The organism is Vibrio sp. R11-SG3-ISO9 (genome assembly GCF_059834255.1).
In genome coordinates this window covers 183,075-207,643 of the sequence record NZ_JCBDGU010000052.1, presented here as the reverse complement: position 1 = coordinate 207,643, position 24,569 = coordinate 183,075, and the positions used below count along the sequence as shown (strand labels likewise).

Here is a 24,569-nt window from a genome sequence, read left to right as displayed (position 1 = left end):
ATTCATAATGGCGGCCATATTATTTCAATTATGGGCGCTTTATTTTGCAACATGCCTTACTGCCACTCTTAGTCTTCATCAGCGTACTCAGCTCGTCGGTCTTTGCTCAACAAAACCGGGATTCGCAACCGGTTAAGCCTTATCAACCCAAAGGCGCGACCTGTGTTATTCATAATGGAGAAGGTCAAGTCGTTCTGGTTCAAGATTACCTGACGCGCACGCTTTCTCTGCCAGGCGGATATATCGATAGTGATGAGACCTTTCAAGCTACCGCGAAACGAGAAACGTACGAAGAGACAGGGATAAACGTCGACGTGGGTGAGCTGCTTGATATTGACGACAATCGAGTTGTCTTCGCTTGCCAGCCCAAAGAGAGCATTGGCTATATAGATCCGGCTATCGAGAACCGTTTTGGTGCTGAAATCATCCCAGCTCTCAACTCCAAGCATTTTGGCAAAGAAATCCGTCAGGTTTATCTTGCTCCTTTAACGCCAGCTGTTGTCGATAAGTACCGTTATCCAATTGATATCGACGCTCTTAAGTCTTGGATCGAGACGGGTCACATCAGTACTTTTCATGTGCTTGATGACTTGACCGATGGAGCAAGTGGGCTTCATACCAAGCAACTGCCGTTCATGGGCTCTTTCCAAGCTTGGGTTAAGTCGATGCCCATCATTCCTAGCGTGCTCACTTTTGGTAATGGTTTAGGTGAAGGGGCATTTGCGGTTGGATTGTTGGTTCTGTTGTTACTGCTGTTGCCTTTACGCTATGGTCTGACGTTTGCTTTTGCTTTGTTGGCGACGGCTTATTCGGTCAATCTCCTAAAAATGGGTTTCGCAATCCCACGTCCTTTCTATTTACTTCCAAGTTTGCAGCAAGCCCAAGCCAGCGGATTTAGTTTTCCTAGCGGCCACACAACCCAAGCGGCGGCAGTTGTTGGGTTATTACTTGGTTGGATAACAAAGCGAGGTGAGCAGCATGGCTATATCAGTTTAAGTACAACGATAGTTAGTTGGTTTGCACTGTCGCTTATTGCCGGCGCTGCTAGGGTTTGGTTGGGTGTTCATTACCCGACAGACATTGTCGTTGGAATCGGCTTAGGCGGCTTGATTGTTGTGATATCGCTGAAGGTTTACCGGTTTGGATATGCTAATCAGAAGCGTTTAATTGAATCAAAGCGTTTGTGGCTGCTGTTATTGGTGGTCTATTTCTTTGGTACCTTGCTGTTGTTGCAACCCCTTTACGTGTTCTCATGGTTTGCTGCACTTGGGCTGTTCATTGCATTGTTGGTGCGTAGCGACCGATCGGAAACTTTGAAATTTAACCCTTGGCAACAGGTTATTGCTTCGATAGTCGGTGTTGCGGTCATTGTGGGAACGAGCCTGTCTTTAGTCTCGTCTGCAACAACCAGTATCGTGCTATTAGCCGTAAACGCACTGGCTATCTTGATTGGGATGCTCTGGATCTTGATTGGTGCACCTTATCTCACGCGACGCTTTAAGCGTGGATAAAGAGAGACGCTGATCGATATGGAAACAAAAAACGGAAGAGTCATACTCTTCCGTTTTTATTTAAGGGCAGGGAAGGGAAACGGCAGTGTTCTTTTAGAGCTTGCTAGCCTCAACGGTCTTGATAGTTGTCCAGTTGGTGTTGGCATCTTGAATAAAGACTTGAGTATCTTCTAACCAACGTTTTTGAACGGACTTATCTAAGTTCAAGTAGAGCTTACCGTCCTCAATTTTCCATGCATTAGGGTCTGTTTCGAATTTCTTACCCATTGCTACACCAAATGCACAGTAGCCGCCGTATTGTGGCGCATATGCTTGTGGGTTGGCGCGGAATTGGTCGCGGTTTTCGCTGCTTGCAAACTGGTAAATGGCATTTTTATAAGTGGCCGTATATTCAGGTGAACCTTGTACTGCGCCTGCATCCGTAAAGTAGGCTACAGGATCATAACCTTTAATCGCCAAATCATTGCTATCGACGCTCATGTCGATGTCTGCTGCCATCACTGAAAAACTTGCGCCAATTAGTGCTGCTGCAAGAGTGAATTTTTTACCTGCTGATTTGATAGGTGACATAGCGTATTCCTTGTCTCTGTTTGGTTAGCTTGTATGAATAAATTAGCGGACTTGTCCGGTCTATAGAGAGACAAAAGACCTAAAAAGTAAGCGAATCGTTCGGAGATGCTATGGACCTGTTGTCACAACTGATGGAATATTTTTCGATACGCACTGGTGTGTTTTACTCCGGTCGTCTTTGTGGAGCGTCATCTTTTAATGGAGAGCAAGGCACACAGGGGCACTTGCATGTCTTGACTCGAGGGGAACTCGTGTTAGCCCGAAATGGCGGTGAGCCTAAACAGCTTTCTGAGCCCTGTATTGTGTATCTACCCAACAACACCTCACATGCAATAGAAGGCGTTGGGGAGGGGGCAGAATTGGTATGTGCTAACGTCGAGTATCGCTCTGGACAGACAAACCCACTGCTGTCTGCGTTGCCAGAGGTGATCGTGATTCCCTTTAAAAGTGCCCCGAATTTGAGCCATGTAATTGATGCGCTGTTTCGCGAGTCGACGCAGCAATCTTCGGGTCAGCAATATTTGATGGATAGGCTGAGTGATGCCTTAATAGCGCTGATTTTTCGACACCTTATAGAGGAGCAGAAGATCAACAAAGGGGTCTTTTCGGCACTTGCTCACCCGCGTTTAGCTTCCGTGGTTTCTGCTATACATCAGCTTCCTGCTCGTCACTATTCTGTGGCTGAGATGGCCTCTCTTGCTGCTATGTCTCGCACTCAGTTTATTGAAACATTCAAACGAGAAGTCGGGGAGACTCCGGGGGATTATGTCCAGAAATGGCGAGTTTCCGTTGCTCAGTCGTTGTTGTTGCAAAATAAACCCATCAATTGGGTCGCTGATGAGGTGGGGTACACAAGCTATTCAGGGTTCTCACGCGCTTTCCAGCATGTGGCAGGTGTATCCCCACGGCAATGGCTGAAAGAGAGCTCAGATTGATGAAAGGTGCGTTTGAAAAGGGAAACCCGCTCGTTGATTACAGTGAGCGGGTTGGTTTTTGAATAGGTTATACCAGACAACAAATCAGCGAAGCAGCACACGACGCAAAGGGCTTTTTTCAAGCGCGACGACTAAGCCGAAGCTGAGAATGATCGTCATGCTGTAAGTGAGAATATCTTTAGACAAGCCTGTAATACCGAGCATTCCGCAAATATTAAACATCACGATGATCAGCAGTAGGTGGCTCACATAAATACCAAGCATACGGCTGGAAATAGCCTGAATCCAACGCTTGTCACCAAGGGTTGGGTTTGCAAGCAACCACATAAACACGCCGATGCCCCACAGTGCCGTGCCCGCTAAGAAGTCATTGATATTGAATGCGACATCATATCCCATCAACCAAGCCGCTTCGCCAAAGTGGATTGCCATTCCTAATGTGGCCATCGCTATGGATTGCATGGAAGTGAGTCGCCAACTGTTTTGTCGAATCATAAAGCCAACGGCGACTAACAGTGTGCTAAAGAAAGGACCGTTGCGTGTGAAAATCGGCGCTTCCAATTCAGTCAAAGGTGCGTAGCTACCCGCCAAGATGCCATAGAGGTATAACACCAGCGCCAAAGGCAAGATCGCTTTGGTTAGCTTCATTTCGATGAGTACTGCGAGAATCGCAACCGCGCAGATGAGAGCAGGGATGAACCATAAGTGCACTAAACCACCTTCGAATAAGCTATTCAGTGGTGTCGACATCAGGAAACCCCAGTAGCCTTCTCGCTCAGTTAGGTAACCAACTTCCATAACTTTACCGAGATTGAACGGCATCAGTAAGCTAATGATGCTCCAAGCTAACCAAACCTTGAGAAGAGGCTTGGAATAACTCGTCAATGTCTCCCATGGCGAGCGCATGAGCTTAGGTTGAATGAGGTAACCAGAAATTAGGAAGAACAGCGGAACTGCAAAACGAGCCGCTTGGTTGAGGGTATAACCTACCCATGGAACCTCATCGATTAATGCATAAGAGAGGGCCATTTGGCAGTGTAAGCCGATGATCGCCAAAATAGCCACGACACGGCCTAACTCTAGGCTGGCGATGTGTGTAGACGGTTTTGAACTAGCGGTAGACATAACAAGACTCTTAGAAAAATTTTCCCAAAAGTTAGCAGTGTTCTTGGGTTTTGCTCTAGCTTTAAATCAAAAGAAAGTGTGGTTTCTACCCAGTCAAAACCTGTTTATTTGAAGCGACTCGCAGCTATATTAATCCAGTTGCTTTCAAGGTGAATATACCCAAGGTGCAAGTGATTAGTGACATCACTGTTGTCAGTGCAATGATATTGGCAGCCAAGGTTGAATTTCCTCCCATTGCTCGCGCCATCACATAGCTAGCGGCGGCGGTTGGGGCTGCGCTCATCAGGAATATCAGCCCGAGATCTTGCTCTTTAAAGCCAAAAAATAGCGCCGCGAGGGTAATGGTGAGTGGCGCAAGCACCAATTTATAGCTGGTGGCAAACCAAGTTGAGGCTTGGTCTTTCTTTAGAGAGCCGATATCTAACGATCCACCAGTACATAGAAGTGCGAGTGGCAGCGTCATATTGGCAAAGTACTGACCGGCATCAGACACCATTTTGGGGACGGGAATCGATAACGCATAGAACACGACTCCGAGCGCGATGGCGATGATCAAAGGGTTCTTGGTCAGGGTTTTCACGATAACTTGTACTGCTTGTTGACCGGACTCTTGGCCTTTTGGTGTCAGAGCAACCACGGCTTGAATATTGTAGAGCACAGTTAAAGAGGCGACATAAATCGCAGCCAGTGCAACGCCGTCGTTACCGTAGATATTTGCCACATAGGCTAAACCTATGATGGCGGTGTTTGCTCTAAAGCCCCCTTGCACGATGACACCTTGATCTTTTGGCTCCGAAAAAGCTAAGCGAGTCGACAGCGTAGTAAATAGGAAAAATAGGAAATTAGCGACGACTCCGAATACCACCAACTTGCCGCTGGCAGCGAAGTCATGATCAGACTGAACGATACTTAAGAACAACATTGCAGGTAGGGTGACCTGAAAGACCACTTTTGAAGCGACGTCGATAAAGTTCTCATTGATCAATCCAATGCGCTTGAGCATGACGCCGAGTACTAACATCAGGCAGATAGGCCCAGTGATCGAGGCGGAAAACGCGAATTGTTGCCAAAGAGAAGTCATGTGCAGTCCTTGCAGGAGGTGAAAAAAGAGCAAATGCAGCGTTAAGCGACGATGAATTTAAACGCATTGAGTACTGTTGCATTTTTCCACAAATCGAAGTGACACAGAAATCAAATTTTGAGTAGAACCAAATAATAATTGCAAAAAAGAACGAACGTGCTAAAAATAACAGGTCTCAATTTGATGTGATGAATGATGAGCAAAGGAAAAATTACTAAAGAGCATATTTTAAGTCATGCATTTGCCCTAGCGAGCGAGAATGGTTTGGAAAGCCTGACCATCGGCGAGCTGGCGAAGCAATGCGGCATGTCGAAAAGTGGTCTTTTTGCACATTTCAATTCTAAAGAGAACATGCAGTTAGCGGTACTTGAATACTCGAATCAAGTGTTCACAGAACGCGTCATCATGCCCGCTCGTGAGTTGGGTGATGGCGATATTGAGGCGAAACTTAAACAATTACTCGACAACTGGCTTGGCTGGAATCACTCCTTTCAAGGTAGTTGTATGTTTATCGATGCATGGAAAGATGTAGGCAGTGACAAGTCGGTTATCCAACAAGCGTTGCAGAAAACCATCGCAGTCTGGATTGACTACCTGACCATTCAGATAACCAAAGCTATCGATAACCAGCAATTTCGAGCTGACTTAGAACCGAAACAGGCGATCTTTGAGTTGTATGGCTTGTATTTAAGCGCAAATTTATTTTACTCGCTGCATGGTCAGGAAGCGAGCCATAGCCACTTTTGGAGTGGAGTAGAGCGTTTAATCGCGAGTTGGAAGCGAGAAATCGTTACGGTAAGTCGTTAAAAAGAATACAGACAAACTGGCTCCCAATGTATGGGTGCCATTTTTTAGAATAACAAAAAGCACGGTCGTTCTTTTTCGGCTGAGCTAACAGGCCAACTCACTATAGAGTGGACAAAAGGAACGGTCATGAGTGACAAAATTTATTTCAATACCTCAACAAAATTCAGCATTAAACGCAGCCTGATTGGTGCGACAACTAACTTGCACTACATTCTTGCGCCAAGCCACGCAAAGAAAACCGCGCGTAAGCTGCTGCTAACGCCTGTGCGTTCAGAGCCGAAAAATAGCGAGCCACAAGGTTTGATCAAAGGTGAAGTTGCAACCCGCGACGGTGTGCTGAAAACCTATACACTTGGTAGTGGCCCGGTTTGGGTACTGACGCATGGTTGGTCGGGTACTGCGAGTCAGTTCTACCCTCTAATGGAACACATTGCGGCCAAAGGTTTTACCGCTCTTGCTTACGATCACCCAGCTCACGGTGGTAGTGATGGTGTTTATGGTCACATTCCTGCATTTGTGAACGGCTTAGAAGCGATTCTAGATACTGTCGAAGACGTTGCCGGTTTAGTTGGACACAGTATGGGTACCGCTTCGGCTCTGGAGTGCAAACACGCGAAGCTTGAGAACAAGCCATTGCTTTTGATCGCACCAGTACTGGATTACTTAGACAACTTGTTCGGCAGCGTGGCTCGTTCAGGTTACTCCATGAAGCTGTTTGAAGCGGTGGTGGGTGAAGTTGAAGAGCAGTTTAACTACCCAATCCAATCGGTTGACCCTTACGGTAAACTGGCGCTTCGCCAATCGAATACGATTATCGTGCATGATGAAAAAGATAAGTTCACCAAGTACTCGGTCTCTGAACGCGCTGCAAACGAGATGGAACGAGTGACTTTGGTGACCACGCAAGGTCAAGGGCATGGTCGAGTGATGAAGTGTCCACAAGTCTTTGAAAGTTTCGACGCATTGATTTAATCGCGTCGCTCTAGATAAATGTTACGAAGAAGGCCAATCTGCAATGAGATTGGCCTTTGGTTTTAATTGAGCCTAGGTTTTAAATGATCATGGGTTTTCACTAATCTCAGTTAGCACAGCTTGCTGGGCCAATCTCTTTCCAAACACCCCATTGACCAGATTGTGAAGGATCGTCTCCTTTCGTCCACCATTTCGCTTCCCAAAGTGTATTGCCTTGAGTTACTTGGTCGCCACCATTGTAGATAGTGTTTGCATCCCAAGCATTGCTACATGTGCCGCCGCCCGTTGTTTTCTTAAGAACCTTCACCGACGCTGAAGCCACAGAGGTTTCGCTCCCATCACTGACTGTAACAGAGAAGTTCAGTAGTGTGTCTTGAGTGTACTCAGCGGCAACGAAACTTACAGAGGCACCTTGAACCGTTGCGTTAAGCTCTGCGGGTACATCCCAAGTGAAGCTCAATGTATCGTTGTCCGCATCGGTTGAACCCGATGCATCCACGACCACAACATCGCCAGCATTGACTTCAGCCGGTGCAGAGATAGCAGCGACTGGAGCTGTGTTCACTGGACCAGTGTTCTTCGGTGTTACCGTCACAACCACAGTGTCTGTCGAAGTTGCGCCGTCGTTGTCCGTTACAGTAAGGCTAAAGGTGAGCGTCTCTTGTTGCGCCACTTCAGCAACATCGAAGCTTGCAACAGCGGCATTAGCGTTAGTCAGTGTTATTGCTGTACCGCTCACTTGAGACCAAGCGTAACTCGCAATGGTGCCATCGCTATCTTTTGAAGCGCTGCCATCCAGAGAAACAGAAGCTGGGCCTTCAACTGATTGGTCTGCACCTGCCGATGCGGTGGGTTTGCGGTTAACTGGGTCTGTCGTACCACCGGCTAAGCCTTCGTGCATCGCATTTAAGATATCGCCATTGTCTGCATCAATCTCCCAAGAGAAAAGACCAGCTAAGCCAAGGCTACGCACATAAGCCCCTTTCGCTTTCACAGAGCGGTCGTCATCAAAGGTGATCAGCTGACCTGAGGTACGGTTCCAGACGTAAGGTGCTTCCGCTTGCTCGTCGTAGCCGTACTCAAAGCCATTAATGCCTTGATTGTTTGCCCCAAGCATATTGGCTTTAATGCCTTTGTAGTCGATAACGCCATCTTCCCAAACACCTTGTGCAGTGCTGCCCTTAAGCTTGCCGTTACCCACACCTGTCATTGGATCAGTCGGATCGCTCAGAGTCGATGGAAGTACGCCTTCCCAACCTCGGCCATACATCGCTGTACCAACTACCAATTTGTTCGCAGGAACGCCTTGAGCCAGTAGTAATTGAATACCATTGTCTGTGGTGTAAGCTGGCCCTTTGTACGGTTCGCCATTTTCATCGATACCACTGCCATCACATTGGCCAGGACGCATGAAGTTGCCACAGTTGAGTGCAGTTTGATGACCTAGCACATTGTTCCAGCCGCCGTAGAAGTCGTAGGTCATTGCGAAGATGTAATCCATGTACTGAATCGCTTCGCCATAGTTGACGTCTTCAATCTTGTCATAACCAACACCAATCGCAGATGTGAGCTCATAGGTACGGCCTGTTTCAGCTTCGAGCTCGTCTAGCATTGCGCGTAGCTCAGCCATTAAAGCAATGTAGGCAGGACCGTCGTTCACTGGGTCTCCCAAATCAGCGGCAGCACCGCCACCACCTGGGAATTCCCAGTCGATATCAACACCGTCGTAGAACTTCCAGGTGTTTAAGAACTTTTTAACGGAAGCGACGAAAGTGTCTCGGTTGGCTTTGGTCGTAAAATCAAAGAAAGGATCAGACAGAGTCCAGCCACCAATGGAAGGGATGATTTTCAAGTCTGGATTACGCTGTTTCAGAGCCATCATCATCGCGTAGTTGCCTTTGATCGGCGTGCTGTATTCATGGCCCGCTTGGTTAAAGCTTTTTTGGAATGCGGCCCAAGGGTCGTGAATTACAACCTCATAATCATTGACGCCTTTACACGCTGTCATGAGCGCGTTGAAGCTGTTGCCGCCGACAGATTTCACTGACTCGTTCGGACCACAGATTGGGATAAAGCCGTAAAGGATGTGGGTCAGATTATCAGCAGGTATGTTGTCGACAGTATAGTCTCGACCATAGATACCCCATTCAACAAAGTAAGTACCCACTACCGTATTAGGATCAGTGTTGTAAGTCTTATTGTTTGGGTCGATGTTCATAGCGAGTGGAGCAAGGTGAGAACCATCGGTATCGGCAATGGTGATTTGTGCTGGTGCACTTTTGCTACATCCTGTGGCATCACAAGCCTCAATTTCCATCTGATACAAGCCACCTTGGCCGTATTCAAATGACGCGGTGGTTTGACTGCCAGTGATCGCGCCCGTCGCCACTTTTACGCCATCAAAGTAGATGTTGTAAGTGTCGCCAGAGGTGCCACTCCATTGGTTAAACTTAACCGCGATCTTGGCTTTGTCGTGGTATTTAACCATGTCGTTGTAGCCAGAGGTTGTCTCCATCGCGAGTTCAATCTTAGAGAACTGCAGGTTATTAGAACCATACATATCAATGCTTGGTGCGGTAGGTGCGGCCAGTGCGGTGCCAGATAGCGCTAGTGCTATGCCGGTCGCACACGTGTTTAAACGAATCATATTTTTCTCACTCCTTGAATGTGGTTGAAGTACACAGCGATCAGTTAAATCGGTTGTTACTTCATGTCAGCCCCTAAGGTGGGGCGTCGAGTTCAGTATTCGAGAGAGTTTTAATTTCATAAGTGAAAATAAATCCGTTTTCGATGGACAACGAAAAAATCACAACTTGTTACAAAGTTGTTGCGCAGCGGGTGAGAGGTCGAGTCCATGTTTTATAAAATTATTGCAGCTAGTGGAAAAGTCTCATAGGTGAGCTTTTACGACACGACGTGATGCAATATTTTGAAGTTACATGTTTTTATGTTGAAAAATGGAAGTGATGTGGTGTTTTTGAAAGCCACTTATTTCTAAGTGCTAAATCGAAAAATGGCCTATTTGCTGAATTGTTCGGCCAAAGATGCGCGTCTTTGCTGCACGGCGCTGCTGTTTAGAGGGATAGCTGTGTGCTCGTATCCTTCTTTTACAAACTGTTGTGTTGGAATCTCAGGTACTAGACGTTTCAATTGAGGTGAATTGAAGGTACCACTTATCGCATACACGGTTTCGCCTGACCCGGTATTGATGGTGATGGTTTTGCCATTGAACTTGAAGTTGGTACTGATCAGGCGATGGTTCATGACCACACCTTGCTCTGATAAAGAGAGAATATCGGTGTCATAAGGGGGCGCACCTACCTCAATCCATGTGCCGTAGACATTGCTCGGATCGATAAACTTCTGATGAGTTTGATAAGCGGTATAACTGGCAAAGACGGCTGCGATAAGCCCGGCCAATAAAAGCAGATAAAACAGCGCCTGAGTCAATAAGTCCCTGCTTTTCGAATCCTTTTGTCCCATTTTGATGGCTGTTTCCTTCATCTACCAAAGGACGATTTTATTTATTGAATACTCAGTTTGCAATCAAAGTTGTCAAAGTTAGAAGCAGGATCGACATTGTGAAGCAAACTCACACTTCGGGTTAGCAGCCGTTTGCTTCGAGCTAATACCAGTTTGGTACCTAAGACGATACTGGTGCGAGTTGATTGAACACTCAAAAGCACTAACTTATGACGATTAATTGCTTGTAGGAAACGGGTGAATTAGTTAAAACAATCAAGCACGTAATTTTGGTGATGAGGCATTTAATAAGCTCACGCCGTTCTGAATAAAGACAAGGAAGTACAATGATTAAAGAAAATACCTATTTCGATGGTGGCGTTAAGTCTCTTGGTTTTTCACAAGAAGGTGAAGACGTCAGTGTAGGTGTGATGCAAGCGGGTGAGTTTACGTTTGGTACCGCAGCCCCAGAAAGAATGACAGTAGTAAAAGGTGCGCTAACGATTAAACGTGTTGGTGAAGACGATTGGTCGACGTTTAAATCCGGTGATTCGTTTGAAGTGGCGGGTGACTCTTCGTTTGACGTTAAGGTAGCTGAAGCAACAGCTTACCTTTGTGAGTACCTGTAATGCTATTGGTTGCTGAGTTCTCTTAACGACCAAGAAAAAAGCCACGCTCTAAGTGAGCGTGGCGAATCAGTGAACGATATTCTTGGCAGTGGATAACGTCACGTTTTAGCTGTCTTCTAGGGCGTGTTGACCTTTCGTGGTTAAATTTTGTTCGAGATAAAAGCGTTTTAATCGCGGCGAGGGAGAAGTAGCCTAGTCATTCTAAGCAAATCTCCCTCAACAAAGAGTAAAACGCTTTTAGCCGAACCCTTCGGGCAGCGTTTGCTGGTCATTTCTACTGCGTTATCGGCTTCTCATGTAGGCTAGCTACACATCAAAGCCTCTGTCTTGTATAAATACCCAGCAACTCGCTGCAAAAACCAACTCGAAAGATCAACACGCCCTAGTAAGAAGACAAAATTCTTAATAGGTTTCAAAGACACCATTGTTAAAGTCATGGATAGTCTGTTCTATCTCTTCCATGCTATTCATCACAAACGGTCCATAGTGAACAACGGGTTCATTAATGGGCTCTCCTGAAAAAATTAGTACGCCAGATTCCTCGTTCGCACTCATCGCCAGAACTTCAGCCTTACTCAATAACGCCAATTGTCCTGCGATCAAAGCTTGTGATCCTAAATCAACCGAACCTTTATAAACATAAACGAACGCGTTGTGATGGCGCTCTGTTGTGAGTGTCAGAGCTTGGCCTGATTGTGCTCGCCAGTCCGAAACATTAACTGGCACTCCGGTAGTTTGAAGAGGCCCAGCTAACGGAGTGCCTTCAATTGATGTATTTCCGGCGATGAGACGCAGCAGTCCGACCTCTTGGCTACGGAACTCAGTCACTGTGTCACTCTGAAAATCATGGTATTGAGCAGGCTTCATTTTGTCGCGGGCGGGTTGGTTAATCCAAATTTGGAACCCGTGCAGTGAACCTTCTTCCATCATCGGCATTTCGCTGTGAATCACACCGCGACCTGCCGCCATCCACTGAGCACCGCCACTGCGAAGCTCACCAACATTGCCCATATGGTCCTTGTGTTGGAAGTGACCTTGAAGCATGTAAGTCAGAGTCTCGATGCCGCGGTGAGGGTGCGGTGGAAAGCCACCCACATAATCTTTGCTCTCGTCGGATTTGAGTTCATCAATCATCAAAAAAGGCGAGAAATTTGCGTTGTTAAAACCCGCTGCTCGTTGGATCTTCACACCATCACCGTCGGACGTGGCATGAGCATTCATGATTTGCGTAATACGTCGATTTTCCATGGTTATTGTCTCCAAACGTTTCAATACCCATAGTCTAAGCAGGAAGCCTCTCTTCAAACAGAGTGCAAAATTGAAGGGCTTGTTTGAAAAATTCGAACAAGTGAAAAGGGCCGCAACATGAAGACCCAAAGGAACTGAAAGGGGTTTTAAACAACATAGGCTAGAGCTAGTGTGATATTCGTCCACTTGAATATCAGAAAATTCGCGATTACTGACTATACTTACAATAAGGGATAGTCTAGCCAAGGAGGCGACGATGGCTGTGCAATCTAAACACAACGATAGAAGTGGCCGAGTTGGTTTTGAGAACGACTTCACCACTGACCAACGTCAGCGTTTTACTGAGGTGGCAAACGCGGCATTTCGACGTAGAAAAAAGAAAGAAGAGCTTGATAGACCCTTCTTTCAATCAGCGAAAAACGCGGCTTTGAAACCCGTTCTAAAACCAAAGAAAATGAGCCCGAGTAAACAACGTCAAGTCGTTTGGATAGTGATTATCGGACTTGTTAGCTTATGGGCTATGTATATGGCGGGTTAGCTGGATTGTTGGTGTAATGCGGTGACATTACTTGGTATTGTCTCTACGGATTTGCACGGCTCAAAACACTTCATGTCTTCAATTAAAGGCGTTGTCAGGTCGTCTTGATAATAAGCGAAACGGTTTTTTCCAGAGTGTTTGGCAAAGTACATTGCTTTGTCTGCACAGCGCGTCAATTCAGCAAGATCTTTAGCATCAGTCGGGTACATCGCAACACCGATACTCAAAGTGAGCTTACCGACTTGGTTATTAGTTAAATTCTCGTTTTCAAATAGGCCGCTGATTCTCTGCAAAATACCATCCAAGTCCTGCTTGCTTCTTACATCATAAAGCATCAATACAAACTCATCGCCAGCGAAACGAGCAATCGAGTAATCGTGTTTATGAGTCGATCTGTCTTTGTTGCGGACATTGTTTTTCAGGCGTTGAGCGAAATGCTGCAACACACTGTCGCCGACGTCATGTCCAAAGCTGTCATTGATGGTCTTGAAGTTATCAATATCTAAGAACACCAAAGCAGTGACACTGTTGTTGGGGTTGACAGTGTTGAGTTTCTCAATTGCCCAACGTTCAAAACTCCAACGGTTAGCCAGCCCAGTGAGTTGATCTCGATAAGCGAGGTCCTCAATCCCTTCTTGATATAGACGCTGAATATAACCAACGGCCTTGGTGTAGTAATAAGAGGAGACATGGCATACGGCGCTCATGGTTACCAAGCTAAGTGAAAATCGGTGAGTGCTATTAAACGGCAGTGCGAATTTATGAGGTATCAACGCCATCAAGCCGCTAAGAAACAGTAAGAAGGTGACGCTGAGAATTAACCCCATGCGAAATTCGTTAATAAATATCACTGCGGCCAAAATCGGATAGAGCCAAAGCATTCGCTCCGGGATGGTTCCACTGTAGAGAAACAGCACCACACCTTGAACCAGCAATACACAGCTCAGCAAGATCTCACAATAGTGCGGCTCTTGGACCTTTTTTATGTAGATGGCGTTAATTACGGCAATAACGGCGAACATCATTTCAAAGACGGACAGGGTGTAATAGCCATCCTGGAAATAAGCCCACGTATAGAAAATGAATAACGCTGCAGAGGTAAGCGAGAAGGAGTAAACGATTTTCTGTTTTCGAGTCGAACGAATATCGGCCATCTCTTCTAAGTGTCTTCCGACCAACTTGTTCATTTTGGGTGCCGTAGTGGAAATCAATGCCCTAATCTTAGGTTAAATTGCTCCAATAAATGATACAAATAACATCTAATTGTGTGATTAGTCTCTAAGTTTCATATAAATAAATCAGCAATTAAGTATTAATCTGCTCAATAACAGACAGCCTGTCATTTTTTCTCGCCGCAAACTAAGGTTGACTAATGAGTATGGAATGAAACAATACGCCGGTTTTATAAATCGATTGCTAAGCCAAAGGATACCCAATGAATAAGCTTTTTCGTTCTCACTGTTCAGCGGCATTGCTAAGTGCATTACCACTTAGTTTGGTGGCGGGAAGTGTGCATGCGCAACTTTCAGAAACGCCTGTGATTGGTGGTGTCTTCAGTTCAAGTGAAGTTTTGAAAAACCAGGTCGTTTCTGGTTTGAGTTACTCGGCAACTCTGACTCGTGATGCGGCTCTGTTTACTATCGCTGGTGTGACGTTAGATGCTTACATAATGGCGCTTCCTTTGGATGCGAAAACCAAGGCGCGCGTGATTGCTCAGTTATCAAATCCTGCTTACTCAATTCCGTTGGGGTACTTTCTTTATAGCTATTACGACCGCTACGCGGGCATTGGTAATGAAGATGTGTTCAAAGAGTATCTGACGACGATTTACGACGAAACTACGCTAAAGGGGTTTGAGCATAGCTTGTACCACTTTGGTGATGCACCTTCAGAGAAAGAAGTACATTCTGAGAATCACCAACATCCTGATACTTCAACAGAAGCGACGGGGCACCATGAGGGGATTCGAGTTGATGATAAGTTCATTGCCAATATGGTGGTGATCTACGATGCATTATTCGATATCGGTGTGTGGCGAGACATGGATACCTTGCCAGATAGCTATACCTATCTGACAAATAGTGAAGAAGATCTGGCGATCATCAATAAAATCCAACCAATTGTCGTGGGTTTGATTGAAAAGGCTGCGAAAGGCATGGAGCCAAGCGACATTCGTTCAGCATTGATGACCATCGTCGAAGATGGCAAGCCTGAAAATGCCGATAAACCGAACAACAAGGCGCAAGCGCTGACAGTTACCCTGATCGATTTTGTTCGTCTCAATTTGCTTAAGGCCTATCGCCAGTTTGTCTTCAAAGATGAGAGAACCGAAGCGCTCGATGATTGGATGCAGCAAGCCTTCGACGACGATCCACAAGATTTGATTGAGTTTCTCTCTTCGCAACAAAACCGTCGCTTTGCGGTACAAGTGACCGTTGATGGTTTGCAGCAAGGTTTGATTGAGGGTTTGGTTGATCCTAGTGCGCCGTTTATCTCGGTTGCGAATCAGCATCATCAAAATCGTGAGCAGTATAAACCTAAGCTCGAACCGGTGATTGAACCGCCGCATGTGCAGCAGGTGAGCTTTATGGCGCAACTGGCTAAACAGGCGTATCAAGACCAGCACTACCTGCCTTTCTTTAAGAAGCTGTATAGCGAACATAAAACCAATATTAGTCGAGTGGGGGTATCATCGACGCCGACTATCAGTGTTCGCAATCTACCGATCATTAAAACTGGAGCTCGTGTTTCAGGTGAAGGCGGTACAGGGGTGCCGAACTTTCATTTTGTTGATCGAGACATCGACCGTGCTTACTACTTCTTTGGTAATGATGCGCTGCAGTTAGATGTGCTAATGGCGGACAATAAGGTGCAAACCATGTTTGATCGCCTTAACTACCTAAAAACATTAAATTGTAACGCTCAATACGATTGGAATGCACATACCACATACGATGGCCTAGTGAATCTTGGTTTTGGTGAATCTCTGCGTGACTACGGTGAGAAGCGCTGCTTGAAAGAGTTAGAACAGCGAGCGGATGTAGAGCTGACTTTAACGGAAATGCGCCAAGCGTTAATCGAAGATATCCAATCTTACCAAAGGATTTCAGGCTTTGATCTTTTCACTAAGCTTGCCAAAAAAGCACAGGTTGAACAGGCGATATCCCAATACACTGAGTTAGATGGACAAGGCATGCCGGATTACACCCTGATCTATAACCCTTGGCCGGATCATTTTGCGCACTTCACGGGCCCATTCAGCGACGAAATTCTTATGCCTACCGGTGAACTTAATCGTTTGGATTACTGGCTGACGCAAGTTGAGAATACCTATAAAGCAGCAGGCGTGTATTCGCGAACTCTATGGGGTATGGCCGGAGACCACGGTTTAACACCTGTATTCTACGCACTGAACCCAGAGAAACAGGTATTAGAAGCTTTACAGCAAGAGCTTGATTCCCCAATCGTGGTTGAGAAGATTTCGTCCGATGAAGGGGAAGGACCGAAGATCACTAACGCTCTTGATTACCCAAGCCTTAAGGCGGTGGATGTAGTCGTCGCTTCTACTGCTGGTGGTAATTTTATGATGGACTTCTTCAATTCACAGCAGGGTTGGAAGGTTCAACCTGTTTACCAAGAGCTGACCGATTGGGCTCCATTAGCTGCGCCGAAAGGGACCAGTATCGATATCATTGATCAGATAGCGAAACGTCTACCTGAATCGCTAGACTATATGGTTGTGCGCGAGGAAACTTGTAATGCGGATAGTTGCTCGGTACGAGTGATTGGTAATCGTGACAAACAGCGTTTGGATGAGCTGATCATCCGTGAAGGGGACAAGCTATTCTATGAATCATTAGAATCTGGCCTGCGTCCGAAGCTTCTGAATACTCAGCAACTTAACCCTTACCTTCCTCAACCTACGGATTCTGAGTTTGCGGTTTATTCTCGTCTAGTTGATAAGTGTTTGAATCGCGCCGTTAAGTCTCAACCGGCGACTTGGTGCAGCGCTAACGAATGGACACAATTGACTCGCTTTACGCCAAGACCTGATTCAGTAAACCAGCTAGCTAATATCTATTTGGAAGACAGAGCCGGTAGCGTGAACCTGTTCCCGAAAGAGGGAATTGGTTACAACACTAAGGTTCCAGGGAGACACGCTGGTGAAGATTATCTGGAAAAAGACGCTTTCATTGGTTTCTGGGGAGAGCCAATTGGCGAAAACTCAACCCCACTGACTATCGAAGCGAATGGATCACTGGCACCGACCTTGTTTGAATACCTAACCGGTGAGCAGGTGGTGGCTGGGGAAGATGGCTGGGGCTTCCCATCTCTAATCGATAAGCTTGATATTCGAAAGTAATCGGTTGAAAAGCTTTCTGAGACGGTCTTCAGAACTGTCTCTACTTGGTGACACGAAGCGCTAGGCTGACAAAGTCCGCTTCGCTGTCATCGGTTATCTGATAGCCCAACCTTTGGTAGAAAGCGATCGCTTGCTGATTGCGCCTAAAACTCGAAAGGGTGATGGTTTGACGCTCTTCTTTAATGGTGAGCTCTTGGATATCTCTCATTACTCGATACCCTAGCTTTCGATTTTGGTATTGCGGGAATACGATCAACAAATGCACGTGATAGGCTTGCTGGTAAGGTTTGTAGCAGACTAATCCGACTCGCTCATCTTGGTCGTGTATCCAATAAAACCAGTCCGGTTGATAGTCATTGTTTATCCGCTGCCTCTGAAATTCATCATCCCATCCAAAGACGGCTTCAACATGGGAATAAAGCGCCTCTTTTATCACCGAAAACTGCGTCTCGGCTTCTGAAGGAAGAATGGGGGAGTAGCGTAATGGAAGTGATTCGATACCTTGTCTCATTGTTGAAAGAACGTCCCTGTATCTATGTATCTATGTATCTATGTATCTGTGAACCTATGTGTTGCTGTGACTTGAATTCGGTTTCTTGTTATTTGGATTCTTCAGCAAGCTGGTGGTGGCGAGATAGCTGCTTGTAAAGTGTGTCTTTCAGTTCCATGCGTTCCACTTTTAGATTGTGCATGTTGTCGTCATCGATTGGGCTACCAGAAACTTCAAGTTCGCGAATGGTGTAGTCGAGTTCGTGGTATTTCTGCATGTTATTTTTGAACTTCGGGTCGTCGTGGTTAAGCTGAACGATATCGAGTTTGAATTCAGGGAAGTCTAGGATAAAAGCGTGGTTTTCATTGAGCATTCTAGTGTCCTCATTAATGTATTTGCTTACCAGTATAGAAGCATAACCATTAAAGAAATGTGTCACTGAACGCAAAGCTCGAAAGCAATAAAAAAGGGCACCAAAAGTGCCCTATCTATCTCAAAAATAACAATTATTTATTGTTCGCTCGCTGTTGAGCTTTCTTTTCAAGTTTTTGCTGTTTTCTCTGTTCGATCAGCTGTGCAGCATCACCACCGACGTGAGTTTCACCGCGAGCAGCAGAAAGCTGTACCTGCTTTTCACGCTCTCTAAAGCGTTGCTTCTGTTCTTCTGTGTGTTTGTCGATACACTTAGGGCAGCTTACGCCTTTTTCGAAATCAGCAGACTGCTTGTCTTCTTCAGTGATTGGTAAGCGACACGCGTTACACACGTCGTAGCCACTCTTTTCTAGCTGGTGGTTAACCGCAACACGGCCATCAAACACGTAGCAGTCACCTTCCCACATGCTCTCTTCTTCGGGCACTTCCTCAAGGTATTTTAGGATACCGCCTTCAAGATGGTACACCTCTTCAAAGCCTTGCTCTTTCATGTAAGCCGTCGACTTTTCGCAACGAATACCACCGGTACAGAACATCGCTACCTTTTTATGTTTAGCAGGATCTAGGTTGTCCTCAACGTATTGTGGGAACTCACGGAAGGTTTCCGTATTTGGGTTCACTGCGTTTTTGAAGGTGCCGATATCGACTTCGTAATCGTTACGAGTATCGACCAGTACTACATCAGGATCTGAGATCAGTTCATTCCAGTCTTTTGGTTTCACATATGTGCCCACAACATGGCGAGGGTCAATGCCCTCAACACCCATGGTCACGATCTCTTTCTTGAGCTTAACTTTAGTACGGTTGAACGGTTGTTGTTCATTGAACGACTCTTTATAGACAACATCTGCTAGACGTTCATCAAGCTTGAACCAAGCAAGCAGTGCATCGATTGACGCGCGTGAGCCCGCAACTGTGCCGTTAATGCCTTCTTGGGCAAGCAGTAGGGTGCCACGGATTTGGTTGTCGAGAAGCAGTTGAGTAAGTGGTTGGCGGATATCTTGATAATCATCCAGTGCGACAAACTTGTAGAGTGCGCATACAACATATTGAGACATGATTTTTCCTTTCGCGAGCTGGAGCGTAATTCCAGAGCAATCTCACTTGTCAGTGAGGGATTTATAAATGGTTTTCGGCGTGAGTATAGCTAAGCTTGTCGAGCACAAAAACCAACCAAAGATAGGGCTATATAACACCGCAAACCGTAGGGCTTTTTGTTTTTGATGGGATAACCCTTTTTGGGGCAATTAAGGTGACTTTTTGCTAGAAAAGTATAATGGTTAAGGAATGATATAACTTAGGTACATGTTGATGGTGACTATAGAGCAGCAACTTTCTCGGCTTGATCTTAATTTATTGGTCTCGCTGAGCGTTTTGATTAAAGAGCGTAATGTAACCCGTGCGGCGCAAACGCTTTATCTATCGCAGCCAGCGATGAGTCGAACGTTAGGGCGGTTGCGTGAGTTGTTTGACGATCCGCTTTTCTATCGAGAATCCAACGGGCTAGTACCGACGCAAAAGGCATTGGATCTACAAGAGCCGTTAGAAGAGCTGATGCGAAGTATGCAGAGCCTGATCGCTAAGTCGGCCTTTACCCCACAAGAGTGTGACCAAACCTTTGCGATCTCCTTACCGCCGTTGATGAGTGGTTTTGTCAGCATTCCACTGATAACAGCCCTTAAAGAGCATGCCCCAAAGGCGAGCTTGATAGAGTTCCCTATCGCGAAAGAGTCAACACAGCAACTCGCGAATAGAGATGTCGATTTCACGATTCATGTTGAGCAGCCTGAGAATGAATCAGAATATCCATCTCAGTGTATAGCGACTACTTATCCTGTTTTGTATGTATCGCGAAATCACCCGTTGGCAAAGCAGAAACAAGTCACGCTGGAGCAGTGCCTAAGCTATCGTTTTGTCGATATGAGTCTGGATATCCGTTCTTCGTATAGCTTGGCAAATCCGCTCGACAAGTACTTAGCCAAGCAAGACATAAAAAGAGATGTCGCCTTTCAAAGTAGCCAGCTAAACTCCTTAATTGCTGTGATGCGGAGCACCGATACCATCATGGCTTCTTCCGACAAGCTATTGACCTCTACTTACCTCAAGGAGCAGTTGGTGCCGGTGTTCTCTATGAAAGAGTACCCAGAGTTGTGTGTGAATATTTATCTCATTGAGCATAAACGAACCTTAGACAGCGCGCCTCATCAGTGGTTGAAAGCTCTAATTCTATCTACGCTGAAAGAGTTGTCTTAGAAAGGGCGGAATGAGTGATATGCGTTTGGTGCATTTCTTAGATAATTATGAATCATTTCCGGTAATGATACTGAATCGCTAGAGTAGTCCTCAAGTTGTTAGCCCGCACTGGATAGCAAAGTCTTATAAAACAAGGCTAAGCCGCGAGCCAAACAGTTAACTTTGATGACTTATCGCTAGCGCACAAATCGGATTTGGCTAGGTAAGTTCGACTCTAAGAGAGAGAAGCATTATGAAAGCTATTAAACGATCTCCAATCGCTCACGTTTCAGGTGTTGTTATCGCAGGCCTGTTAATGTCGACTCCAGTGTTGGCTGCACAGCAGAACGCCATCGAAGTCACGGCGGAAAACTTCACTCATGCAGAAACTGCTCGCAACTACCGTAACTGGGCGAGCAAAGGCGCGACTCAAGAGTTCGTGAAGATGCAAGGATTACCACCACGCGGTAAAGCTGCTCCTACCGTGCAAATGAACGATGATACGCTCTACGGGGTGGCGATTGTGAAACGCGTTGATGGAAAGGTCACCTTCTCGATTCCAGAAACGGATAACTACATGGCGGTGCAAGTGGTGACTGAGCGTGGTCACGGCCAGCATTACGTGGTAGAAGATGGCACTTATCAACTGCCGGTCGAGTCTGAGTATGCGTTTCTTCTTTACCGTTCAGGTACAGAAAATGGTATTGAAGCCGCTAAGGCATCACTGGATAAAGTGAACTCCTCTCAGTTCAATTTTGCTACAGACTATAAAACGCAGCCGTATGATTATGACGAGGTAGAAGCTTGGGTACAGGCATTTACCAAAGAGGTCAACGATACCAGTAACTTTACCTACACTTTCCCAAGAACGTCAGACAAGGTGACAGATCTGCACCAATGGAACTTGGAAAATGCAGCGGGTTGGGGTGGCGCAAGTCCAGAGGCGTTTGTAGGCAATAAATATTCGAACAGTCCGAAGATGAAGGCCGATGTGTGTTACACCACGACCTTCGAAGATCCAGAAAACAAGTTCTTCACTTCGATTACGGCTTATGATGGCGACAAGTATCTGATGGAAGGTGTGCGCAACATCAACTCTCACACTTGGGATAAGAACGAGGATGGTACGATTACCGTCTCTTTCAACTGTGGTGAAACGGCGAAAAACAACATCGATACCCAAGGACAAGATTATACCTTCACATCTCGTCACTATGGGGTGAATCCAAAAGTGATGGAAGCAGATAAAGACCCAATCATTTCTGCTGTGGTGACTCAATAGCAGGTTGAATAGACCGCAACAAAAAACGCGCCCAATAAGTTACGTAATAACCTGTTGGGCGCGTTTTGCATTAGGTGAAAGCTGCATTAGCCTTGCTTGTTTAGTTGCTCTTTTGCTGCTTCTACTTTTGAGAAGTCTAGGCCAAGCTCTTCTACTGCTTCTTTGATAAGTGCAGGGTTTTGCATTACTTGACTCATAAGAAGTTGTAGCTTCTCTTGAGGCAAGCCAAGCTGGCTAATGGTTGCCATTGCAGCTAGCGGGTTTTCAGTCAACGTTTTGAAAATGCTGTTGATCTGCTCATCACCGATGTTGTTCTCTTTTAATAGCGCAATAATTGGGTTCATTACCTTACCTTTAAACTAGCGACTGTTAATTTGGGGGCATTTTAGCACTGGCTGCCATTAGGATGAAACAGCAATCGCCCCATTCGTCATCAACTCTTCTAGAAGTTAGCTAATCGCCGCTAAGCCTTCTGCTAAGCGAGACACTGCTTCTCGCAGTTCATCTGGATTCGCATTGGTGAAGTTAAGGCGCAATGCCGCTTTGGCACCGTTTGCATCTGGGTAGAACACAGGGCTTGGTACAACTGCTACGCCGTTACCGAGTAGGCTCTTAGCCAGTTCAAAAGTATCGCACTCTGGAATCTCAACCCAAATGAACATGCCACCATTAACAGGTTTCAATACACAACCTTGAGGCAGCTTCTGCTCTAGTTCAGAGAACAGCACCTCGTAGCGAGACTTGTATAGGTTGCGGATGTTCTCCATGTGCAGGCCAAAATCTTGGTGCTTAAGAAGACCAAGCAGAAGCGCTTGCATTGGAACGCTTGAATGTAGGTCAGCGCCTTGTTTAACCTTGATAAGTGGTTCAAGGTAGCTGCGTTTGCCAGTTACCGCGCCGATACGCAAACCTGGAGAAGCAATCTTAGAGAATGAACGCAGTACGATTGAGTGATCTGGGCAGAACGACGACACAAGTGGTAGCTCTGAGCCCGTAAAACGCAGTTCACGATAAGGTGCGTCTTCAATGAAAGCGACGTTGTATTGTTCACAAAGCGCAGCGACTTGTTGGCGGCTTTCTAGAGTCCAACATACACCAGTTGGGTTATGGAAATCCGGTACCGCATAGAACATCTTAGGTGCCTGCTGTTTAAAGCAGGTTTCTAGCTCGTCTAGGTTTGGTCCGAACTCGGTTTGAGAAACGGTCACAATGTTCGCTTGTACTAAGCCGAATACCTGCATTGCACCTAGGTAGCTTGGCGCTTCCATTACAACCGTATCGCCCGGATCAACATAAGCACGAGCGATCAAATCTAAACCTTGCTGTGAGCCTGTACAGATCATCGCAGTGTGTGATTCTGGCAATTGGTAGGTATCGCTAAGGTGATCGATCAGCGGGCCGTAACCTGCGGTTGAACCGTATTGAAACACTTCTGGCATGTTCGCCAAGTTTTCTAGGGTCGGCTTCATCAGCTCAATCGGAAATGTTTGTTCATCTGGCAGACCGCCGGCCAACGAGATGACGTTTTTGTCGCTCGCGGCGGCAAGAATTTCGCGAATATAGGAAGACTGGATTTGTTGTAATGATTTTGCGATTTCCATGTGTAGTTATCTCGTTGTGTCTGCTTTTTTTGTTTATCCAGTGATATTACATGGCATTGAAAAAATCGATGTGTCCATTTATGCTCTTAAATATGTCCATTTATGCTATTTAAAGAATGTCACGCCAACACATATCCAGAATTAATGATGTGCTTTTCTACATTCATCAAGACATCAGTAAAGATTTGCCCGCTAAAGAGTTAGCTGAAGTCGCCGCTTATTCAGAGCAGCATTTTCACCGAATCTTCAAAAGTGTGGTGGGAGAGTCGATTCATCAATACATCCGCCGTACCCGAATGGAGTATGCGGCGAATCAATTGATGTTTGATACAGGGTCATCCGTTGCCGAGATAGCCAATAAGTGTGGTTTTAGCTCGCTCTCATCGTTCAGCCGCGCATTTAAGGCGACCTTTCATATGGCGCCGGGGGAGTGGAGAAAACACGATTTACAGACGGCAGAAAAGCCGTACCTTAAAGATGCTGAGATTGCGGCGGGTTACCATCGTGTCGCACAAAAGGAACTGCCTGCTCCTAAGATCATGGAGGTGGCACCGCGTTTGGCTGCTTATGTGAGACATACTGGTTACAATCGTTCGATACGTAATGCTTGGCTTATCTTAAAAGCGTGGGCAAATGCTGAAGAGCGCGATTTTAGTCGTCAATTTGGTTTGCATCACTCAAACCCAGCGTGGGTTGAAATGGACCAATGTCGTTATGTTGCCTGTATTGCGATTGATGAGCCGATTAAATATCGCAGTGTGGTTAATCAGATGGTGATACCGGGTGGCTTGCATGCGGTGTTTCGTCTTACTGGTATTTATGGTGAACTGTTGCCCCAGATTAGTCAGGTTCTAGAGCAGTGGTTGCCAAGTTCAGGCTTCAAGCAGCGTTCGACACCGGCATATGTTCACTATCATCAAAACCACTTTCTCAACAGTGAAGAAGCTTTTGAGTTGGACTTCTATCTCCCTGTCAGCTTTTACTAATTTCAATTCGTTAAGGAAACGCGATGTATCTTGTTCTCTACTGCCACAACATCGGCAGCACCGACTTTTCATTTTTTGAAACAGAGGATTTTGACCCAGATGAGGGTTACGTAGTCCGTGGTAAATGGCCGAATGAGAAGGCGTTTCGTGACTACCTGAAAACGGAGTTTGGTGATATGAGTGACTACAAGGTGATTGATTTGATTGCCCAAGGTGCTCAGGCAGAAACGTTAGATGCGAAGGCGCTTGCAGATCTCGCTGAACAACTGTGATCGTCCAAGTTACAGGTATAAAAAAGGCCACAC

The 24,569-nt window shown here is 46.0% G+C and carries 23 protein-coding genes; 11 read left to right on the top strand and 12 right to left on the bottom strand.

Annotated elements, in window-relative coordinates:
* Window positions 1-44 precede the first annotated feature (44 nt).
* The gene (locus tag AC6R05_RS20065; RefSeq protein WP_500648437.1) at window positions 45-1,511 is read left to right on the top strand and encodes a bifunctional NUDIX hydrolase/phosphatase PAP2 family protein; all 1,467 of its coding nucleotides are present in this window, start codon (window positions 45-47) and stop codon (window positions 1,509-1,511) included.
* Window positions 1,512-1,604: 93 nt separating this feature from the next.
* Here the strand turns inward: AC6R05_RS20065 and AC6R05_RS20060 are convergent, their stop codons facing one another.
* Window positions 1,605-2,081, bottom strand: a complete 477-nt coding sequence (locus AC6R05_RS20060; protein ID WP_152470091.1) for a YHS domain-containing (seleno)protein — start codon at window positions 2,079-2,081, stop codon at window positions 1,605-1,607.
* Window positions 2,082-2,191: 110 nt separating this feature from the next.
* On the opposite strand from AC6R05_RS20060, the gene AC6R05_RS20055 reads away from it, so the two are divergent.
* Window positions 2,192-3,016, top strand: a complete 825-nt coding sequence (locus AC6R05_RS20055) for a cupin domain-containing protein (RefSeq protein ID WP_500648436.1) — start codon at window positions 2,192-2,194, stop codon at window positions 3,014-3,016.
* A gap of 84 nt (window positions 3,017-3,100) precedes the next feature.
* On the opposite strand, the gene AC6R05_RS20050 is transcribed toward AC6R05_RS20055, so the two are convergent.
* Complete coding sequence (locus AC6R05_RS20050; RefSeq protein WP_500648435.1) at window positions 3,101-4,141, bottom strand: acyltransferase; 1,041 nt, start codon at window positions 4,139-4,141, stop codon at window positions 3,101-3,103.
* Window positions 4,142-4,265: 124 nt separating this feature from the next.
* The gene (locus AC6R05_RS20045; protein WP_500648434.1) at window positions 4,266-5,222 is read right to left on the bottom strand and encodes an AEC family transporter; all 957 of its coding nucleotides are present in this window, start codon (window positions 5,220-5,222) and stop codon (window positions 4,266-4,268) included.
* Between the two features lie 195 nt (window positions 5,223-5,417).
* Between AC6R05_RS20045 and AC6R05_RS20040 the strand changes: the two genes are divergently transcribed.
* Together AC6R05_RS20040 and AC6R05_RS20035 are read left to right on the top strand one after the other, a co-directional pair.
* The gene (locus tag AC6R05_RS20040; protein WP_150868362.1) at window positions 5,418-6,029 is read left to right on the top strand and encodes a TetR/AcrR family transcriptional regulator; all 612 of its coding nucleotides are present in this window, start codon (window positions 5,418-5,420) and stop codon (window positions 6,027-6,029) included.
* Window positions 6,030-6,155: 126 nt separating this feature from the next.
* A complete protein-coding gene (locus AC6R05_RS20035; protein ID WP_150868364.1) occupies window positions 6,156-7,001 on the top strand; it encodes an alpha/beta hydrolase in 846 nt (281 codons plus the stop codon).
* 106 nt (window positions 7,002-7,107) lie between these two features.
* On the opposite strand, the gene AC6R05_RS20030 is transcribed toward AC6R05_RS20035, so the two are convergent.
* A complete protein-coding gene (locus AC6R05_RS20030; RefSeq protein ID WP_500648432.1) occupies window positions 7,108-9,648 on the bottom strand; it encodes a glycosyl hydrolase family 18 protein in 2,541 nt (846 codons plus the stop codon).
* 371 nt (window positions 9,649-10,019) lie between these two features.
* The gene (locus AC6R05_RS20025) at window positions 10,020-10,484 is read right to left on the bottom strand and encodes a DUF2850 domain-containing protein (protein WP_150868368.1); all 465 of its coding nucleotides are present in this window, start codon (window positions 10,482-10,484) and stop codon (window positions 10,020-10,022) included.
* Window positions 10,485-10,810: 326 nt separating this feature from the next.
* Between AC6R05_RS20025 and ppnP the strand changes: the two genes are divergently transcribed.
* Window positions 10,811-11,092, top strand: coding sequence for a pyrimidine/purine nucleoside phosphorylase (gene ppnP, locus AC6R05_RS20020; RefSeq protein WP_032553586.1), 282 nt, complete (start codon window positions 10,811-10,813; stop codon window positions 11,090-11,092).
* A 402-nt stretch (window positions 11,093-11,494) separates the two neighbouring features.
* Here the strand turns inward: ppnP and AC6R05_RS20015 are convergent, their stop codons facing one another.
* Entirely contained in the window at window positions 11,495-12,340 is an 846-nt protein-coding gene (locus tag AC6R05_RS20015; RefSeq protein ID WP_500648431.1) for a pirin family protein, read from the bottom strand.
* Window positions 12,341-12,596: 256 nt separating this feature from the next.
* On the opposite strand from AC6R05_RS20015, the gene AC6R05_RS20010 reads away from it, so the two are divergent.
* Window positions 12,597-12,878: a hypothetical protein gene (locus AC6R05_RS20010; RefSeq protein ID WP_150868374.1), complete on the top strand. Its 282-nt coding sequence runs from the start codon at window positions 12,597-12,599 to the stop codon at window positions 12,876-12,878.
* On the opposite strand, the gene AC6R05_RS20005 is transcribed toward AC6R05_RS20010, so the two are convergent.
* Entirely contained in the window at window positions 12,875-14,032 is a 1,158-nt protein-coding gene (locus tag AC6R05_RS20005) for a GGDEF domain-containing protein (RefSeq protein ID WP_150868805.1), read from the bottom strand. The genes AC6R05_RS20010 and AC6R05_RS20005 overlap by 4 nt on opposite strands.
* A 281-nt stretch (window positions 14,033-14,313) precedes the next feature.
* Here AC6R05_RS20005 and AC6R05_RS20000 point away from each other — a divergent pair, with 281 nt between their 5' ends.
* Entirely contained in the window at window positions 14,314-17,241 is a 2,928-nt protein-coding gene (locus AC6R05_RS20000) for an alkaline phosphatase family protein (RefSeq protein WP_500648430.1), read from the top strand.
* Window positions 17,242-17,281: 40 nt separating this feature from the next.
* Here AC6R05_RS20000 and AC6R05_RS19995 read toward each other — a convergent pair whose 3' ends face one another.
* The 3 genes from AC6R05_RS19995 to trhO form a co-directional block, all read right to left on the bottom strand.
* Window positions 17,282-17,752 carry a GNAT family N-acetyltransferase gene (locus tag AC6R05_RS19995; RefSeq protein WP_500648429.1) on the bottom strand — a complete coding sequence of 157 codons (471 nt, stop codon included), beginning with the start codon at window positions 17,750-17,752 and terminating at the stop codon, window positions 17,282-17,284.
* Between the two features lie 88 nt (window positions 17,753-17,840).
* Entirely contained in the window at window positions 17,841-18,104 is a 264-nt protein-coding gene (locus AC6R05_RS19990) for an HP1242/YdcH family protein (RefSeq protein ID WP_032553577.1), read from the bottom strand.
* 133 nt (window positions 18,105-18,237) lie between these two features.
* The gene (gene trhO / locus AC6R05_RS19985) at window positions 18,238-19,221 is read right to left on the bottom strand and encodes an oxygen-dependent tRNA uridine(34) hydroxylase TrhO (protein WP_500648428.1); all 984 of its coding nucleotides are present in this window, start codon (window positions 19,219-19,221) and stop codon (window positions 18,238-18,240) included.
* Window positions 19,222-19,474: 253 nt separating this feature from the next.
* Here trhO and AC6R05_RS19980 point away from each other — a divergent pair, with 253 nt between their 5' ends.
* Both AC6R05_RS19980 and AC6R05_RS19975 read left to right on the top strand, forming a co-directional pair.
* Window positions 19,475-20,416, top strand: a complete 942-nt coding sequence (locus tag AC6R05_RS19980) for a LysR substrate-binding domain-containing protein (protein ID WP_500648427.1) — start codon at window positions 19,475-19,477, stop codon at window positions 20,414-20,416.
* Window positions 20,417-20,648: 232 nt separating this feature from the next.
* Window positions 20,649-21,677, top strand: a complete 1,029-nt coding sequence (locus AC6R05_RS19975) for a hypothetical protein (RefSeq protein ID WP_500648426.1) — start codon at window positions 20,649-20,651, stop codon at window positions 21,675-21,677.
* 86 nt (window positions 21,678-21,763) lie between these two features.
* Here AC6R05_RS19975 and AC6R05_RS19970 read toward each other — a convergent pair whose 3' ends face one another.
* Both AC6R05_RS19970 and AC6R05_RS19965 read right to left on the bottom strand, forming a co-directional pair.
* A complete protein-coding gene (locus AC6R05_RS19970; RefSeq protein WP_500648425.1) occupies window positions 21,764-22,021 on the bottom strand; it encodes a DUF2999 family protein in 258 nt (85 codons plus the stop codon).
* A gap of 105 nt (window positions 22,022-22,126) precedes the next feature.
* On the bottom strand, window positions 22,127-23,278 hold the full coding sequence (locus tag AC6R05_RS19965; protein ID WP_500648424.1) for an aminotransferase-like domain-containing protein: 1,152 nt from the start codon (window positions 23,276-23,278) through the stop codon (window positions 22,127-22,129).
* A 116-nt stretch (window positions 23,279-23,394) separates the two neighbouring features.
* Between AC6R05_RS19965 and AC6R05_RS19960 the strand changes: the two genes are divergently transcribed.
* Window positions 23,395-24,264, top strand: coding sequence for an AraC family transcriptional regulator (locus tag AC6R05_RS19960; RefSeq protein WP_500648423.1), 870 nt, complete (start codon window positions 23,395-23,397; stop codon window positions 24,262-24,264).
* A 23-nt stretch (window positions 24,265-24,287) separates the two neighbouring features.
* On the top strand, window positions 24,288-24,536 hold the full coding sequence (locus AC6R05_RS19955; protein WP_390518281.1) for a hypothetical protein: 249 nt from the start codon (window positions 24,288-24,290) through the stop codon (window positions 24,534-24,536).
* Window positions 24,537-24,569 lie beyond the last annotated feature (33 nt).

Bases quoted from the DNA above. Each gene is read 5' to 3' on its own strand.
- AC6R05_RS20060 (WP_152470091.1), bottom strand. From the start codon at position 2,081: ATGTCACCTATCAAATCAGCAGGTAAAAAATTCACTCTTGCAGCAGCA.
- AC6R05_RS20055 (WP_500648436.1), top strand. From the start codon at position 2,192: ATGGACCTGTTGTCACAACTGATGGAATATTTTTCGATACGCACTGGT.
- AC6R05_RS20050 (WP_500648435.1), bottom strand. From the start codon at position 4,141: ATGTCTACCGCTAGTTCAAAACCGTCTACACACATCGCCAGCCTAGAG.
- AC6R05_RS20045 (WP_500648434.1), bottom strand. From the start codon at position 5,222: ATGACTTCTCTTTGGCAACAATTCGCGTTTTCCGCCTCGATCACTGGG.
- AC6R05_RS20040 (WP_150868362.1), top strand. From the start codon at position 5,418: ATGAGCAAAGGAAAAATTACTAAAGAGCATATTTTAAGTCATGCATTT.
- AC6R05_RS20035 (WP_150868364.1), top strand. From the start codon at position 6,156: ATGAGTGACAAAATTTATTTCAATACCTCAACAAAATTCAGCATTAAA.
- AC6R05_RS20030 (WP_500648432.1), bottom strand. From the start codon at position 9,648: ATGATTCGTTTAAACACGTGTGCGACCGGCATAGCACTAGCGCTATCT.
- AC6R05_RS20025 (WP_150868368.1), bottom strand. From the start codon at position 10,484: ATGGGACAAAAGGATTCGAAAAGCAGGGACTTATTGACTCAGGCGCTG.
- ppnP (WP_032553586.1), top strand. From the start codon at position 10,811: ATGATTAAAGAAAATACCTATTTCGATGGTGGCGTTAAGTCTCTTGGT.
- AC6R05_RS20015 (WP_500648431.1), bottom strand. From the start codon at position 12,340: ATGGAAAATCGACGTATTACGCAAATCATGAATGCTCATGCCACGTCC.
- AC6R05_RS20010 (WP_150868374.1), top strand. From the start codon at position 12,597: ATGGCTGTGCAATCTAAACACAACGATAGAAGTGGCCGAGTTGGTTTT.
- AC6R05_RS20005 (WP_150868805.1), bottom strand. From the start codon at position 14,032: ATGGCCGATATTCGTTCGACTCGAAAACAGAAAATCGTTTACTCCTTC.
- AC6R05_RS20000 (WP_500648430.1), top strand. From the start codon at position 14,314: ATGAATAAGCTTTTTCGTTCTCACTGTTCAGCGGCATTGCTAAGTGCA.
- AC6R05_RS19995 (WP_500648429.1), bottom strand. From the start codon at position 17,752: ATGAGACAAGGTATCGAATCACTTCCATTACGCTACTCCCCCATTCTT.
- AC6R05_RS19990 (WP_032553577.1), bottom strand. From the start codon at position 18,104: ATGCTCAATGAAAACCACGCTTTTATCCTAGACTTCCCTGAATTCAAA.
- trhO (WP_500648428.1), bottom strand. From the start codon at position 19,221: ATGTCTCAATATGTTGTATGCGCACTCTACAAGTTTGTCGCACTGGAT.
- AC6R05_RS19980 (WP_500648427.1), top strand. From the start codon at position 19,475: ATGGTGACTATAGAGCAGCAACTTTCTCGGCTTGATCTTAATTTATTG.
- AC6R05_RS19975 (WP_500648426.1), top strand. From the start codon at position 20,649: ATGAAAGCTATTAAACGATCTCCAATCGCTCACGTTTCAGGTGTTGTT.
- AC6R05_RS19970 (WP_500648425.1), bottom strand. From the start codon at position 22,021: ATGAACCCAATTATTGCGCTATTAAAAGAGAACAACATCGGTGATGAG.
- AC6R05_RS19965 (WP_500648424.1), bottom strand. From the start codon at position 23,278: ATGGAAATCGCAAAATCATTACAACAAATCCAGTCTTCCTATATTCGC.
- AC6R05_RS19960 (WP_500648423.1), top strand. From the start codon at position 23,395: ATGTCACGCCAACACATATCCAGAATTAATGATGTGCTTTTCTACATT.
- AC6R05_RS19955 (WP_390518281.1), top strand. From the start codon at position 24,288: ATGTATCTTGTTCTCTACTGCCACAACATCGGCAGCACCGACTTTTCA.